This is a genomic window from Roseateles sp. GW821-FHT03B02, assembly GCF_059421025.1.
This window is the reverse complement of the sequence record NZ_JBWKUV010000001.1, coordinates 192,527-207,598: the sequence shown is the minus strand read 5'-3', so window position 1 is coordinate 207,598 and position 15,072 is coordinate 192,527. Positions and strand designations below refer to the sequence as shown.

General features: G+C 69.4%; 16 protein-coding genes. 4 read left to right on the top strand and 12 right to left on the bottom strand.

What is annotated here, in order from left to right:
* The 9 genes from gspD to gspG all read right to left on the bottom strand — a co-directional run bounded on the left by gspD (position 1) and on the right by gspG (position 7,724).
* Positions 1-2,175 (bottom strand): type II secretion system secretin GspD, encoded by a 2,175-nt coding sequence (gspD, locus tag AC07VX_RS00935; protein WP_493163609.1) that lies wholly within the window; start codon positions 2,173-2,175, stop codon positions 1-3.
* Positions 2,176-2,177: 2 nt separating this feature from the next.
* Positions 2,178-3,047, bottom strand: a complete 870-nt coding sequence (gspN, locus tag AC07VX_RS00930) for a type II secretion system protein N (protein ID WP_493163610.1) — start codon at positions 3,045-3,047, stop codon at positions 2,178-2,180.
* The gene (locus tag AC07VX_RS00925) at positions 3,047-3,568 is read right to left on the bottom strand and encodes a type II secretion system protein M (RefSeq protein ID WP_493163611.1); all 522 of its coding nucleotides are present in this window, start codon (positions 3,566-3,568) and stop codon (positions 3,047-3,049) included. The genes gspN and AC07VX_RS00925 overlap by 1 nt, the downstream gene beginning before the upstream one ends.
* Entirely contained in the window at positions 3,568-4,809 is a 1,242-nt protein-coding gene (gene gspL, locus AC07VX_RS00920) for a type II secretion system protein GspL (protein WP_493163612.1), read from the bottom strand. Before gspL ends, AC07VX_RS00925 begins: the two co-directional genes overlap by 1 nt.
* A 103-nt stretch (positions 4,810-4,912) precedes the next feature.
* A complete protein-coding gene (gene gspK / locus AC07VX_RS00915; protein WP_493163613.1) occupies positions 4,913-5,890 on the bottom strand; it encodes a type II secretion system minor pseudopilin GspK in 978 nt (325 codons plus the stop codon).
* A complete protein-coding gene (locus AC07VX_RS00910) occupies positions 5,887-6,489 on the bottom strand; it encodes a PulJ/GspJ family protein (RefSeq protein WP_493163614.1) in 603 nt (200 codons plus the stop codon). Before AC07VX_RS00910 ends, gspK begins: the two co-directional genes overlap by 4 nt.
* A 2-nt stretch (positions 6,490-6,491) precedes the next feature.
* Positions 6,492-6,866, bottom strand: a complete 375-nt coding sequence (gspI, locus tag AC07VX_RS00905) for a type II secretion system minor pseudopilin GspI (protein WP_493163615.1) — start codon at positions 6,864-6,866, stop codon at positions 6,492-6,494.
* Positions 6,863-7,330 (bottom strand): pilus assembly FimT family protein, encoded by a 468-nt coding sequence (locus tag AC07VX_RS00900; RefSeq protein WP_493163616.1) that lies wholly within the window; start codon positions 7,328-7,330, stop codon positions 6,863-6,865. The genes gspI and AC07VX_RS00900 overlap by 4 nt, the downstream gene beginning before the upstream one ends.
* Positions 7,302-7,724 carry a type II secretion system major pseudopilin GspG gene (gene gspG / locus AC07VX_RS00895; protein WP_493163617.1) on the bottom strand — a complete coding sequence of 141 codons (423 nt, stop codon included), beginning with the start codon at positions 7,722-7,724 and terminating at the stop codon, positions 7,302-7,304. The genes AC07VX_RS00900 and gspG overlap by 29 nt, the downstream gene beginning before the upstream one ends.
* 54 nt (positions 7,725-7,778) lie before the next feature.
* On the opposite strand from gspG, the gene AC07VX_RS00890 reads away from it, so the two are divergent.
* On the top strand, positions 7,779-8,414 hold the full coding sequence (locus AC07VX_RS00890; RefSeq protein ID WP_493163618.1) for a hypothetical protein: 636 nt from the start codon (positions 7,779-7,781) through the stop codon (positions 8,412-8,414).
* 10 nt (positions 8,415-8,424) lie between these two features.
* Here AC07VX_RS00890 and AC07VX_RS00885 read toward each other — a convergent pair whose 3' ends face one another.
* Positions 8,425-9,498: a nicotinate-nucleotide--dimethylbenzimidazole phosphoribosyltransferase gene (locus AC07VX_RS00885; RefSeq protein WP_493163619.1), complete on the bottom strand. Its 1,074-nt coding sequence runs from the start codon at positions 9,496-9,498 to the stop codon at positions 8,425-8,427.
* Between the two features lie 32 nt (positions 9,499-9,530).
* Positions 9,531-11,051 (bottom strand): threonine ammonia-lyase, biosynthetic, encoded by a 1,521-nt coding sequence (gene ilvA / locus AC07VX_RS00880; protein ID WP_493163849.1) that lies wholly within the window; start codon positions 11,049-11,051, stop codon positions 9,531-9,533.
* A 303-nt stretch (positions 11,052-11,354) separates the two neighbouring features.
* Here ilvA and AC07VX_RS00875 point away from each other — a divergent pair, with 303 nt between their 5' ends.
* Complete coding sequence (locus AC07VX_RS00875) at positions 11,355-11,786, top strand: OsmC family protein (protein WP_493163621.1); 432 nt, start codon at positions 11,355-11,357, stop codon at positions 11,784-11,786.
* Here AC07VX_RS00875 and coq7 read toward each other — a convergent pair whose 3' ends face one another.
* Entirely contained in the window at positions 11,787-12,449 is a 663-nt protein-coding gene (gene coq7 / locus AC07VX_RS00870; protein ID WP_493163622.1) for a 2-polyprenyl-3-methyl-6-methoxy-1,4-benzoquinone monooxygenase, read from the bottom strand.
* A 194-nt stretch (positions 12,450-12,643) separates the two neighbouring features.
* On the opposite strand from coq7, the gene AC07VX_RS00865 reads away from it, so the two are divergent.
* Positions 12,644-13,699 (top strand): porin, encoded by a 1,056-nt coding sequence (locus tag AC07VX_RS00865; protein WP_493163623.1) that lies wholly within the window; start codon positions 12,644-12,646, stop codon positions 13,697-13,699.
* A gap of 176 nt (positions 13,700-13,875) precedes the next feature.
* Positions 13,876-15,066, top strand: coding sequence for a porin (locus tag AC07VX_RS00860; protein ID WP_493163624.1), 1,191 nt, complete (start codon positions 13,876-13,878; stop codon positions 15,064-15,066).
* Positions 15,067-15,072: the final 6 nt, after the last annotated feature.

The window sequence follows — 15,072 nt, the reverse complement described above, 5'->3', positions numbered from 1 at the left end:
TTACTGCGGCAGGGCCTTGGTGGGCGATGCGGCCTTGGCGTCCGGCAGCACCGGGGCGCCGGTGTCGGGCAGGATGAGGCTCTTCTGCGGTTGGGCGCCCTCTTGCACGGCGCGGATGCTCTGGTAGCGGTCCAGCGTCAGCTGGTTGGCGCTGTCGGCCGAGCGCATCACCACCGGGCGCAGGAAGACCATCAGGTTGGTCTTCACGCGCTTGCGGTTCTTGCTGCTGAAGAGGTTGCCGATCAGGGGGATCTTGGACAGGCCCGGCACGCCGTCGTCGCCGTCGGTGTATTCGTCCTTCAGCAGGCCGCCCAGCACGATGACGTCGCCGTCATCGACGACGACGCTGGTCTCGATGGCGCTCTTGTCCAGCGTCGGCCCGGTGGTTCCGTTGCTGCCGGGCACGACGGAGGAGTTCTCCTGGTAGACCACCATGCGCACTGTGCCGCCCTCACCGATCTGGCTCTTGACCTTGAGCGTCAGGCCCACGTCCTTGCGATCGACCGTGGTGAAGGGGTTGACCGTGCCGCCGGTGGTGGTGGCGCCGGCGTAGGAGCCGGTCACGAAGGGCACGTTCTGGCCGATGACGATGCGGGCCTCCTCGTTGTCCAGCGACACCAGGTTGGGCGTGGACAGCACGTTGGCGCCGCTCTGGCTCTCGAAGAAGTTGGCCACGGCGCCCAGCGTGTAGACGCTGCCGAACTTCTTCAGCAGGCCGATGTTCAGGCCCGAGGGTGCGGAGCCGCTGGCCAGCGCGGTGGTCACGCCCGAGGTGCCGTTGGCCACGGCGCCGGTGGCGTTGATGATGTTGGCCAAGCCCGTGCCGAAGTTGGTGCCGGCGCCGGTGATGCTGCTGTCGCCCTTGCTGCCGAACAGGTTCTGCCACTGCACGCCGAACTGCGCGGCCTTGGTGTTGTCGATCTTGACGATCAGCGACTCGACGTAGACCTGGGCGCGGCGCGCGTCGAGCTGCTCGATGACGGCGCGCACCTGGCGGTACAGCGGCTCGGCCGCCGTGATGATGAGGGAGTTGGTGGATGGGTCGGCCTGCACGAAGCCGCCGGTGGAGGGCGCTGCCGACTGGCTCAGCGGCGAGGTGGCCGCGGCCGAATTCATGCCGCCGGTGTTGCCGGCGTTGGTGGCCGTCGCGCCCGTCAGCGACTGGCCCGTGTTGCCCAGCGTATTGCTGCCGGTGAGGCTGCCCGTGCTGCCGGACGCGTTGCCGCCGCTGCCGCCCGACGCGGCTGCGCCGAAGGCCGCGCGCAGCACGGTGGCGAGCTTGGTGGCGTCGGCGTTCTTCAGGTAGACGACGCGGATGTTGTTGCCCCCGTCGACACTGGGCTGGTCCAGCTTGTCGACCATGGCCCGCACCGCCGCCAGGCGGGCCGGGTTGCTGGCACGCAGGATGAGGCCGTTGGCCCTCGGGTCCACCAGCACGTTGACGGCGCTGCTGCCCTGCCCCGGCACGGCGGCACCGACGGCGGTGCCGCCATCGGCCAGGCGCTGCACCAGCGGCGCGAGGTCGGCGGCGACGGCGTGCTTGAGCGGCACGATCTCGATGTCGCTGCTGCCCGGCGTGTCCATGGCCGCGATGATCTTGGCGATGCGGTTCAGGTTGTCCGCGTAGTCGGTGATGACGAGGCTGTTGTTGCCCGGGTTGGCGTTGATGGTGTTGTTGGGGCTGATCAGCGGGCGCAGCACGGCGACGAGGTTGTTCGCGTTCTCGTGCTGCACGCGGAAGATCTGCGTGAGGATCTGGTCGCCGCGGGTGTTGCTGGTCTCCACCGCCACCGAGCCGGCCTGCAGCTTGGCGTCGGGCTCGGGCAGCACCTTCAGGAAGCCGGCCGCCTCCACCACCGTGAAGCCCAGGCCGCGCAGCGCCGCGAGGTAGTTGCGGTAGGCCTCGGCCACCGACACCGGCTGCTCGCTGTAGACCGTGATCGTGCCCTTCACGCGGGGGTCGATGATGATCTGGCGGTTCAGCATCACGCCGATGGCGCGGGTCACGGCCTCGATGTCGGCGTTGACGAAGTTCAGCGTGACGGGCGAGCTGGCCTTGACGGCCGGGCCGGCCGGCCGGCCGCGCTGCGCGGTGGCGCTGTCGGGCTGGGCGAGCGCGCTGCTGGTCGCCAGCAGCAGGGCGGCGACAGCGGTGGCGGTGCGTTGGGGATTCATGATCATCCGATCGTCAGGACGGAGCGTGCCCCTTGGCGGCGCCCGATGATGTTCAGCAGATTGTTCAGCGCTTCCTCGCGGCCCGGCGCGGCGCCGGCCTCGCCGGTGAAGCGGCTCTTGCCGCCGCTGTTGAGCACGCCCACGCCCGAGAGCTGCAGCGCGCCTTCCAGCGTGGAAAGGCGCAGCGTGCTGACGCCGGGGTTGGCGGCGTCGGCCGTCACCGTGAACCGGTAGCTGCCCAGCGGCGCGACGGTGGACACGCGCGAGGACAGGTTGAGCAGGTCCAGCTGCAGCTCGCCGAACTGGCGCCAGCGGCCCTGCACCGATTCCAGCCGCAGCTCGCGCGCAGACAGCCGCAGCGAGCCGCCGGGCTGCAGCGTGTTCCAGGGCGTGCCCAGGCCGGCGAGCAGGCCGGCCGGCACGCGGGCCAGCCAGTCGGCCTTGGTGTCGACGCTGACCTCCATGCGGCCCAGGCCGGGCTTGATGCCCAGCAGCAGCTCGCCGTTGATGCAGCAGTCCTGGCGCGCGGCGAGCTGCAGGCCGAGGCCCTTGAGCGCCATATTCCAGTGCAGCCGGCCGGGCAGGGCCGAGGCGTCGCGGCTGCCGGCGCCGCCGGTCAGCACCAGCACGCCCGAGCCGTTCCAGACGCTGCCGCGCGTATCGACGATGAGCAGGTGCTCGCCGGTGGCCGAGGCCAGCGCGCGGGCCAGCCAGCTCGCCGGCGCGAAGACGATCAGCGCGCCGATGACGCCGATCAGGGCACCGGCGATGCTCCACCGCCTGGGCGTGCGGTGGCGTACCGCGCGGCCGCTGGCGTTGGCGCCTCCCAGCACGGAGTCACTCGCCTGTGCGCTCTTCTTGAACCAGGCCATCAGTTGTTCCCCAGGCTGAGCACGAGGGTGCCGGCGTAGCCCTTGGGGCCGCGGGTCAGCTGGGCTTCGACCGGGCGTGCACGCGCGGCAGAGCGCACCTCGCCCAGCCAGCCCTGCAGCACCTCGGGCGCCACGCTGTTGAGCGTGACGACGGCACGGTCACCGGCCAGGTTCAACCGTGCGGCCGGGCCCAGGTGTTCGACCGAGGCCGTCAGCGCCGCCTGGGCCTGGGCCGGCGGCACGGCGGGCGCGGCGCGCAGCGTCCTGGCCTCCTGGGCCTGGGCCTGCATCTGCTGCAGCTGCAGGTCCAGCCTTTCGAGTTCGGCGGGCGCGGTCTTCAGCGTGCGCAGGGCCGGCGCGAGCAGCACGCTCCAGGCCAGCAGCAGGCCCAGCAGCACGCCAACGCTGCCCAGCGCCAGGCGTTCGCGCTCGCCCATGGCCTGCCACTGCGCCAGGGCCTGGGCCTTGAGCTGCCGGGCCTGGGTGGCCAGGCTCTGGTCGTTGTTGTTCGGGCGGGCCATCAGCTGCGTCCCTGGGTGGTGGCACGGCTGAGGGTCAGCTTGCCTTCGCTGGCGTCCAGCTGCCAGCCTTCGCTGCGCAACTGGGTGCGGAAGTTGTCGATCTGGGCCGGGCTCCAGCCCTGGGCCGAGAGGGTCAGGCGGCCGGGCTCGAAGGCCAGGGCCTCGGTGGGCGGGCGGTCGCCCGGCCAGGCGGTCGCCGCGGCGCCGAGCAGGGCTTCGAGGTCCTGCTCGCCGATGCTGCCGGCGCTGACGCGCAGCAGGTCGAGCTGCTTTTGCATCTGCACCGGCGCGTCGAGGATGGCGCGCACCTGCGGAAAGGCCGCGGTCAGCGTCGTCGTGACGGCCTCGCGGCGTGCGGCGAGCTCGCGGTGCTGGTGCCAGGCCCAGAGGTTCAGGCCGAGCAGCTGGACGACGGCCAGGCCGGCCAGGCCCCAGCGCACCGGGCGCCAGGGCTTGCGCATCAGCTCGCGCGTGACGAGGCGCAGCGCGCGCACACCGCGGGCGCGCGGTGCGAGTTCGAACTGGCGCAGGTCCCAGGCGTTGTCGATGACGGCCAGGGCGCGCTGGGCCGGCGTTTGCACGGTGACGGTGGTGCCCAGCCAGCGCTCGGCGGCCGTGGCCACCGGCGGCGTGGCCGTCCACTGCGCGGCATGCACGAGGCCGGGCGGAAAGAACTGGCGCGCCAGGCTTCCTTCCAGTGACAGCGTGGCCACGCCGTCGGTGTGGCTCCAGCGCAGCGCGACGCTGCTGCCGTCGTTCCTGTCGCCGTTGGCTTCGAAGAAATGGCCGCGCGCCAGTTCGTCCGGCCAGGACAGCGGCGCGACGCGGTCGATGAAGACCTGGGCGGCTTCGAGCTGAGCGAGGTGCTCGGCCAGCCAGGGGCGGGAGGTGACGGCCACCCAGGCGCTGTCGCCGCCGAGGGCGTCGGGCTCCAGCGCGAAGTGCAGCGCGTCGGGCTCGTCGAGCAGGACCTCTTCCAGCTTGCCGGCCAGCGCGGCGCGCATCTGGCGGCCGGCACGCGGCAGCTCGACGCGGCGCCAGCTGACGTCGGACTCGGCGACGACGGCGATGACGCTGTCGGCGGCCGGCAGCGCGGCCGGCGCGGCGCGGCCTTCCGCGCCGATCTGGCGGCCGTCGGGTGTCAGCACGTAGTCGTACTCGCGCAGCGGCAGATCGGGCACGGCGCGGCCCGGCGCGCGCAGGCGCGTCCGCGGGGGCAGGAACAGCAGCAGGGTGCTCATGGGCAGATTGAAGCGCGGCGCATTCTAGGAGGGGGTGATGACGTTCCCGGCGCCGGGCCGGGCCGCGGGGTGAGGATCTGTAGCCGGGTTCGAGTTCGTGGCATCACCGATCCAGCAGCTGACTGATGCGCTCGCGGGCCAGCACCACCATGGTCATGTTCTGTCGCTCGATCAGCGAGCGCTGTTCGAGCTGGCGTTCATCCAGGCGCAGCCGGCCGGTGACAACGAAGAAGGACGAGGTCACCGCCGCGCGCGTGGCCGTGGCCTGGGCGGCCGCGGCGGCGGGCAGGTAGGCCGCGGCGTCGGCCGCCACGTCCTGCAGCGGCTTGGCCTTGCGTCCCTGCACGAGGCGCTCGGCCGTGGCCAGGTCGACGCCGTCGAACAGCGCCGCGATGACCTCGCGCGGCGCGGTGTTCAGGTTGACCGGTGTGGTCTTGGGCAACAGCACGACGTAGGGCTGCAGGCGCTTGATCGTGTCGGTGTCCAGGCCCAGCCAGGAGAGCTGGTCGAGGCCGGCGGGCTGCAGCGGGCCGCTTTCGTTGGGCGGGGCGCTGGCACCGCTGGGCGGGGTTGGGAAAGCCTCGCGCAGCCCCGCGATGATGACGCCAGCCGTGCCCGGCGGTGCGTTGACCTGGCTGCACAGCCGCTCCAGCACGCGCTGCTCCAGCTCGGGCACCTTGGCGCCGCCCAGCAGCGCGCGCAGGTTGTAGCGGCTCTGGGCGTCCTCGATGCTGCCGGACAGGAAGGCCTCGGGGCCGTCGTCGTCGCTGGCGGCGCTTTTGTCGGCGGCGAGGAAGGTGGACAGCCGCGCCTCGGCCAGCGGCACGGCCCATGGTTCGCCGAGGTGGTCCCTGGCGGGGGGCTTGCTGCGGTCGGCCTTGACGTCTTCCAGCAGGATCAAGCGCGCCCAGTCCAGCGCGCCCTGCAGGATCCAGGCACTTTGCGCGCGGGCGCGGTCGGCGGCCTCGATCTGCACGGCGCGGTACTGCTGCCACACCATGCCGGCGGCGAGGCTGGCGATCAGCGTGACGATGATCATCGCGGTCAACAGCGCAGCGCCGCGTTGGCTGGTGACCTTCATCGGACGGTGACCTCCAGCTCGCGCGTCAGCGTACCGGTCAGGCCGCTGCCTTCGGCGAACTGCATCGCGATGCGCAGGCCGCCGGGCGTGGGGTTGCTCTTCTTCTGCGGGCCCTGGTCGCCGGTGGACAAGCAATTGCTCCAGGCATTGCCCCAGTAGCAGTAGAACTGCCAGCCGGCCACGCCGTCGAAGGCGCGCAGCGCGGGGTTGCGCTGGGCGAGCTGCTGCAGGCCACGTTGGCGCTGGTCTGCGAGGTCCTGCACGGTGCGCTGGGCCGGGCTCTCCCAGCGCCACAGGCTGCCCTCGCGCAGGCTCCACACGACGACCTGCAGGCCGGTCGTGGCCTGGCGGGTCAGCACGAGATTGCCGCCGTCGAAAGCCAGCGGCTGCACGGGGCTGTGGCTGTCCTGCAGCGCGCGCAGGTCCACCTCCCACTGCGCCATGACGGTCTGCAACCGCGCAGTCTGGGCCAGGTGGGCCTGGGCGATCTCGCGGCTGCGCACCAGGGCGTCGATGCCGCGCCAGGCCATGGCCGCCATGGTCGCCATGACGACCAGGGCGACGAGGACTTCGACGAGGGTGAAGCCGCGCTGCTTCATGTTCAGCGGCCCATGATGGTGGACAGGTTCAGCAAGGGCGTGCCGCGGTCGTCCGCGACGGCGGCATCGACGCGGCGGAAGTTGGGGTTGGGCGTCGGGCTGACCTTGAGCTTGCCGGTGTAGCTGCGGCCGAGCTGCTCGCAGGCGAAGGGGGATTCGCCGATGTCGGGCAACTGCTGCTGGGAGAGCTGGGTCAGGCGCAGCTCGGTCAGCAGGTTCTCGGCGCACCACTGCGCGGCGCTGACCTGGGTCAGGCGCTCGGCGTTGTTGGCCAGCGCACCCGCGGCCTTGATGCCGGCACCCAGCGCGATCGCGACGATGACGAGGGCGACGAGCACCTCGATCAGCGTGAAGCCGCGGCCGGGGTGCTGCTTCATTGAGGCGCGACGACGTCGAAGGGCCCCAGGCCGTCGGTGCCCAGCACGAGGCGCTGGCTGCCCAGCACGAGGCGCAGGCGCTGGGCCGGGATGACGGGCTCGGGGCCCAGCGTGAGGCCGGGGTTGGCGGCCGTGGCGTTCTCGATCTGCACGGCCACCGGCTCGCCCAGCCAGCGCGTGGGCAGCTGGATGGTGCGCGGCAGGCCCTCGAAGCGGAAGTCGTCGCCGGTCTTGATGCCCTTGGGGATCCAGCGCACGGCCAGGCCCGAGGCGCGGCTCTCGGCGCGCGCCGTCTCCAGCAGGGCGGCCAGGCGCTGGGCCTCGCGCTGCAGCTGCAGCTCGGCGGGGTCGCGCAGTGCGAGCGTGATGGTCGCGCTAGTGATGGCGATGAGCGCCACCACGACGAGCAGCTCGATCAGCGTGAAACCGCGCGGCTTACTGCCAGGAGCCGATGTCAGCGTCACGGCCTTCGCCGCCGGCGCGGCCGTCGGCGCCGAAGCTGTAGACATCGACCTCGCCCTTCACGCCGGGGTTGGCGAACTGGTAGGGGTGGCCCCAGGGGTCGTTGGGCAGCTTTTCCAGGTAGGGCTTCCAGTTCGCCGGCGGCGTGCCGGCGGTGGGCTTGTGCACCAGTGCGTCCAGGCCTTGCTCGGCGCTGGGGTAGCGCTGGTTGTCGAGCTTGTACATCTTGAGCGCCTGCATCAGGTTGTTGACGTCGGTGCGGGCGGCGGTGACGCGGGCGTCCTCGGCACGGTCCAGCACGTTGGGCACGACGAGGGCGGCGAGCACGCCGATGATGACGAGCACGACCAGCAGTTCGATCAGCGTGAAGCCGCGGGCAGGGGAGGGACGGCGCATGTCTGGGGGCGTGGGAGCACGGAGCTGCGGTGAGCGGGCCATCATAATGGGCCGATGCTTGCTCGATTCATGGCGTTTTCGGTGTGGCTGCTGCTGGGCGGCTCGGTGGCCTACTGGGGCCTGCAGCTGTTCTCGCGGCCGCTGGCGATGCCGGCGTCCGTGCTGCCCGCCGGTGAAGGCCGATCGGCGCAGGTGGACCTGAGTCGGCTGCTCGGCGTGACGGCGCCCGAGACGGTGGCCGAGCCCGAGGTGGCGGTGTCGACGCGGCTGCGGCTGCTCGGTGTCGTCGCGCCCAGGAGTGCCCGCGCCGCCGAGTCCGGCGAGGGCGTGGCGCTGATCGAGGTGGATGGGGTGGCGCGCACGGTGCGCGTGGGCGCCGTCGTCGACGGGGAGTTGCGCCTGCTGCGCGTGGACGCGCGCAGTGCCAGCCTCGGCGTGGTCGGCCAGGTGCCGAGCCAGGTGCTGCAGATCAGCCCGCCTGCGGCGCCGGCGACGGGCTCGCTGCCGCCGGCAGCGCCGTCGAACGTCGTGCTGGGAGGCAATCCGAATGCCGGCGCTGCCGGTGTGCCGCTGCGTGGCAACCCGCCCGCGGCCATGCCGGCGCCGGTGCCGGCCACCATGCCGTCGGTCTATGGCGCGCCGCCGGCTTCGCCTCCCGTCAGGAGCGAGGAAGCGCAGCAGCAGCGCTGAGGCGGGCGGCTCAGGCGCCCAGCGTCGGGATGCTGGTGCCGAGGTCGGGCCGCGAGGCGACGCGGGCTTCGGCGACCTCGTGCAGGTCGGTCAGCAGTGCCGCCGCGGCGCGGATCATCGGCCAGGCCAGGGCGGCGCCGGTGCCGTCTGCACTGTCCATGCCGAGCTCCAGCAGGGCCGAGGCATGGAAGAGGGCCAGGGCTTCGTCCAGGCCGCGGTGCACGTGGCTGCGGCAGAACACGGCGTAATCGGTCACCGGCGCGCAGATCAGCGACGCGACCTTTAGGGCCGCGCAGGCGGCGATGCCGTCCACGATGATGAGGCTGCGCTTGCTGGCCGCGACGAGCATGGCGCCGACCATGACGGCGATCTCGTGGCCGCCGAAGGCCGCCAGCACGTCCATGGGTTCACGGGCATCGCGGTGGCGGGCGAGGGCGCCGTGCAGCACGTCGAGGAGGTGGACGAGGTCGTCCTGGCGCATGGTCGGGCCCGAAACGACGAAGTCGCGCACCGACTGGTCGGACAAGCGCGCCAGCAGCAGGGCGGCGCATTCCGCCGAGCCCTGCCCCATGCCGGCACAGGCCAGCACGTTGCCGGGCAGGTTGTCGGCGATCTCCATGCCGACGCGCACGCCGGCGTGGGCCTGGTCGACGCTCATCGCGTGCGCCGTGCGCGCATTGCGCGTGCCATGAGCGACCTTGCGGGCCAGCAGGCGGGCGTGCGGCGGCAGGTTCTCGGCGACGCCGCAGTCGACGACGGTCAGGTGCAGGCCCTGCAGGCGCGAGAACACCGACACCGGCAGCTGCGCGTGCAAGGCCATCTGCACCTGATCCTTGGTGGCGCGGCCCCACTGGGCGCCGACGCCGTCGACGACGATGCCATGGTCGGCGGCGAACAGCCCGAGCACCGGGTCGCGGAAGCGCGGCGTGAGGCTGTTCTGCACCAGGCCAAGCCGCACGGCCAGCGGCTCCAGTTCGCCAAGTCCGCCGGCGATGGCCGAGCGGCGGTCGACGCGATCACGCAGAGCTTTTTCCAGCTCCGGGTTGGCGGTAGGGGAGATCAGCGACTGTTGGGCGACGGTCATGGCGCAGGCGTTGTCAGACCCTGCATTTCAACTCAACCCAGGAACAAGCGGTAGACCGGGTTGGCGGTTTCGTCCTCGAAGGGGTAGTTCAGGCCATCGAGGAACTGGCGCAGCGCGCCGGCGTCGCCCCTGGGCACCTGGATGCCAACGAGGATGCGGCCATAGTCCGCGCCCTGGTTGCGGTAGTGGAAGAGGCTGATGTTCCAGTCCGGGTGCATGCTGGACAGGAAGCGCATCAGCGCGCCCGGCCGTTCGGGAAAGACGAAGCGGTACAGGCGCTCGTGGCGCGCCAGCTCGCTGCGGCCGCCGACCATGTGGCGGATGTGTTCCTTGGCGAGTTCGTCGTTGGTCAGGTCCAGCGTCTCGAAGCCGGCCTTGGTGAAGGTGCGGGCGAGCTTGGCGGCCTCGTCGGGCTTGGAGATGGCGATGCCGACGAAGACGTGGGCCACCTGCGCATCGGCGATGCGATAGTTGAATTCTGTGACGCTGCGCGGGCCCAGCAGCTCGCAGAAGCGCTTGAAGCTGCCGCGCGCCTCGGGGATGGTGACGGCGAACAGGGCTTCGCGGTGCTCGCCCACCTCGGCTCGCTCGGCGACGAAGCGCAGGCGGTCGAAGTTCATGTTGGCGCCGCAGGTGATGGCCACCAGCGTCTGGCCTTTGGCGCCGGTGCGGGCCACGTATTGCTTGGCGGCGGCGACGCTCATGGCGCCGGAGGGCTCCAGGATGGAGCGGGTGTCCTCGAACACGTCCTTGATGGCGGCGCAGACGGCGTCGGTGTCGACGACGATGTAGTCGTCCACCAGCTCGCGGGCGATGCGGAAGGTCTCCTCACCGACGAGCTTGACGGCCGTACCGTCGGCGAACAGGCCGACGTCGGTCAAGGTGACCCGCTTGCCGGCCTTGACGGAGCGCAGCATGGCATCGGAGTCGGTCGTCTGCACGCCGATGATCTTGATCTCGGGCCGCAGCGCCTTGACGTAGGCTGCCACACCCGAGATCAGGCCACCGCCGCCGATGGCGACAAAGATGGCGTCGATGGGGCCCGGGTGCTGGCGCAGCAGCTCCATGGCGATGGTGCCCTGGCCGGCGATGACGTCGGGGTCGTCGAAGGGATGGACGAAGGTCAGACGCTGCTCGCGTTCGAGCTCCTTGGCGTGGCCGTAGGCGTCGGTGAAGCTCTCGCCGAACAGCACCACCTCGCCGCCATGGCCGCGCACGGCGTCGATCTTGACCTGGGGCGTCGTCACCGGCATCACGATGACGGCCCGGCAGCCCAGCTTCTTCGCCGACAGCGCGACCCCCTGCGCATGGTTGCCGGCCGACGCGCAGATGACGCCCGCCGCGCGTTGCTCGGCCGACAGGTGGGCCATCTTGTTGTAGGCGCCGCGCAGCTTGAAGCTGAAGACGTCCTGCTCGTCCTCGCGCTTGAACCAGACCTTGTTTGACAGGCGCCTGGACAGCTTGGGGGCGGGACTGAGCGAGGTTTCGCGGGCGACTTCGTAGACGCGCGCGTTCAGAATTCGCTGCAGATAGCTGCTGCCGGGCGGCAGCATCGCGGGCACCTGAGGCGTCGCCTTGGCGGCAGACGGGCGGCGTCGCGAAGGCGAACTCATCGGGTCTCCAAACAGTCTTGTTGCGGCGCCGCATGATAGGGGAGACCCTTCACGCGGAGCTGCAGCCTGCCTTCGGCGAAAAAAAACCCGAGCTTTTGCAAGCTCGGGTTGAATCCACCATGGAGGCGGTGGAGGAGACAATCGGTGCGAAAACGTTTTCGCTTGGGAGCAGTTTAGCGCCGGGTTATGCTGCGCTGCAATATATTTTCTGTGAACGAATTGGAGCTTTGCCTCTAGATGACCATGGAATGCACCGTCAGTTGGCTGGGCCCGGAAGGCCCGAGTGGCATGAGTTTTGTCGCCGAGACCGGCAGCGGCCATGTGCTGTCCATGGACGGCGCGCCGGATGGCGGTGGCCGCAACCTGGCGCCGCGGCCGATGGAGACCGTGCTGGCGGGCACGGGCGGCTGCACGGCCTATGACGTTGTGCTCATCCTCAAGCGCGGCCGCCATGACGTGCGTGGCTGCAAGGTGGTGCTGAAGGCGGAGCGCGCGACGAGCGATCCCAAGGTCTTCACGGCCATCCATTTCCATTTCGTCGTCAGCGGCAAGGCGCTCAAGCCCGAGATCGTCGAGCGGGCGGTGGCGCTGTCCCACGAGAAATACTGCTCGGCCACGGCCATGCTGGCCAAGACCTCGGCCATCAGCACGTCTTTCGAGGTCGTCGAGGTCTGATCAGACGTGGTGGGCCACGGTCGTCATGACCTTGGCCGCGGCGCGCATCAGGTCGGGCACGGGCGCTGGCAGCAATTGCGCGCCCGCAGCGAGGGCGGCATCGGCATGTTCGGCCTCTTCGCGCCGCATCTGGTCGACGATGGCGCGAGACGGCGCATCTGTCTCGGGCAGGCGTTGCAGATGCAAGGCCAGATGGGCTTCGACCTGGCGCTCCGTCTCGACGACGAAGCCCAGGCTCCATTTGTCGCCGGCCAGGCCGGCCAGGCTGCCCCAGGCGAAGGCGCCCGCCCACCACAGCGGGGCGAGATGGCTGGTGTGGTCGCCCAGTTGGGCGATGCGTTCGGCCGTCCAGGCAAGGTGATCCAGTTCCTCCTGGGCCGCCTGTTCGAAATGCCGGCGCAGCGGCTCGCTGCGGCTGAACAGGGCCTGCGACTGGTACAGGGCCTGGGCGCAGATTTCGCCGACGTGATTGACGCGCATCAGCGCGCCAGCGAGTTGCCGGTCGGCAGCTGTCAATTCGACCGGCGGCTGGACCTTCGCCGGAGACGGGCGCGCGGCGCGGGTGGGAGCGAACACCGTGCGCAGCCCGGCGTCCAGCGCGCCGAGAACCCTGTCCGGCAAACTCGGCACCCGACGTTGCGAATTGCTTGCTTCGTTTTGCATTCAGTTAATCAATGTTTCGATGAAGAGCGCGTGAAGTGGTCATGACGTTGTGACTCCGCAACGACAACACACAATTTCATATCCGTGAATTCCCGAGGGGGCCCGAGCTCTGGTGGAATACGCGAACTTCCTCACAGGAGGTGAGTCGCTGCGCTGTCCCAGCCCCGGCTCGGATGAATACCTAGGAGTATTGAATGAAAAAAGCTCTGATTGCCCTGGCCGTTCTGGGCCTGACTGGCGGCGCCGCCGTCGCGCAATCGTCCGTCACGCTGTTCGGTGTCATCGATGCCGACGTGAAGTACGTCAAGACCGGCGGCCTCACGGTGAAGAAGCTCGACTCCGGTGGCCTGAACACCAGCCGTTTCGGCGTGCGTGGCACCGAAGATCTGGGCGGTGGCCTGAAGGCTGGCTTCTGGCTGGAATCCCAAGTCGACACCGACACCGGCGTCGCTGGTGGCGGCAGCGCTTTCTGGGGCCGTCGTGCCACGGTCAGCCTGGCCGGTGATTTCGGTGAAGTGCGCCTGGGTCGCAACAAGACCGTCTCGCGCCTGCACCTCGAAGACTTCGATCCGACCTCGTTCACCGGTCTGGGCAGCGTCAGCGCCGTCTACAGCAACCTGGGCAGCGGCAACGGCACCTCGTTCGGCCGTGCCGACAACCTGGTTTCGTACTCGCTGCCGGGCAACCTCGGCGGCTTCTACGGCGGCGTCGACGTGTCGGCCGGTGAAGGCACGAGCACCAACAAGGGCCAGTCGTTCCGCCTTGGCTACAAGCAGGGTCCCCTGCATGTGTCCGGCGCTTACGCCAGCACGTCCAACGCCATTGACGGCAGCAAGTTCAAGCTGACTTCCTTGGGTGGCGCGTACGACTTCGGCATGGTTCGCCCGTCGCTGTCCTACACGGAGTCCAAGTACCAGGCGCGCAAGCAGCAGATCGTCACGGCTTCCGTGACGGCTCCGCTGGGCCAGGGTCAGCTGTGGGCTTCGTACACCGACGCCAAGGCCAATGCCGCTGCCGAAACCACGACGGCTGGCATCACCAACGTCACGGCCTTCACCGCCATCGGCGATGCCAAGCTGTTCGCTGCGGGTTACATCTACAACCTGTCCAAGCGCACCGCCCTGTACACGACGTTCTCGCAACTGAAGAACTCCGGTGCCGCGCGCTTCGCCGTCGGCGGCGCTCCGGCTGCGACCGCCAATGGCCTGAAGTCCTCGGGCTACGACGTCGGCATCCGCCACAGCTTCTGATGTCGCGCGGCCTCAGGGCCGCCGCTTCAGTACGAAAGCCGCCTTCGGGCGGCTTTTCATTTGTCCCGTGCGAGACAGGGGAATTGCTGTGGGAAATCCACAACAGGCCTGGCGTTGTGGCATGGCGCTTCGCTGAGAATCAACTGGTTCACTTTTCTTCGCAGGAGACAACCTTGATGAAAAAAGCATCCTTGGCACTCGCCGTTCTGGCCGCCAGCACTTCCGCCGCGTGGGCCCAGTCCAGCGTGACCCTGTATGGCATCGTGGACGCGGCAGTGCGTTACACCAGCAACGCCAACTCCAATACGGCGACCAAGACGCTGACGCCGGGTGGCATGTCGCAGAGCCGCCTGGGCATCAATGTCACTGAAGACATGGGCGGCGGCTTGAAGGCGCTGGTCAACATGGAGCACCGCCTGAACTCGGACACCGGTACTGCTGCAGCCGGCGATTTCTGGCGCCAGGCTTGGGTGGGCCTGCAGTCCAACGACTTCGGCCAGATTCGCCTGGGCCGCCAGTACAACATCCTGTTCGACATCTACACGTCGACCTACGCGTCCTTCCGCTACTCGCCGTACATCGAGGCATACAAGCCCGAGATCGGCATGTCGCTGCTTGCGCGCCAGGACAACATGGTCAAGTACCTCGTCCAGGTCGGCAACGTGTACGGCGAAGTCCAGGTCAGCGCCGGCGAGAACGGCGGCACGCTGCCGAACAAGACGGTCGGTGGCCTGGTGCGTTACTCCGACGGCAAGTTCGGCCTCGGTGGCGCCTACCTGCAGGCGACCGAAGAGAAGACCGGTAAGAAGATCAAGGCAACGACCCTCGGTGGCTCCTACACGGACGGCCCGCTGTATGTCCATGCGGCCTGGGCCGAGAACAAGTTCGAGAACCCGTTTGCCCTGCTGAGCCAGTCCAGCGCCTTCGCCGCCTCCGTGGCCGGCACGTCGCTGTCGAACTCGATGGCCACCCGTGGCAGCTACACGGCCGGCCTGCTGGGCGCCGTGTTTACCGGCGACGCCGCCGACATCAAGACCCGCACCATGGTGTCGTTCGGTGCCACCTATCAGCTGACCCCTCAGCTCAACGTCGGCGCCACCGCCTGGCTGACCAAGCAGAAGCATTACGGCACGCAAAGCCTGGCGGCCCCGTACGCCACCGCGCTGGCGAATGCGCTGGGCTTCTCGACCAACGCCAACAACACCTCCAAGGCCAACTTCTTCGCCGTCGTGGTCGACTACGCCTTCTCCAAGCGTACCGATGCCTACCTCGAAGTGGACTACACCAAGCTGAGCGGCGAAGTTCTGTTCCAGAACGGCGCTGGCAAGCGTGGCGGCGCGATGCTGGGTCTGCGTCACCGCTTCTGATGTTGA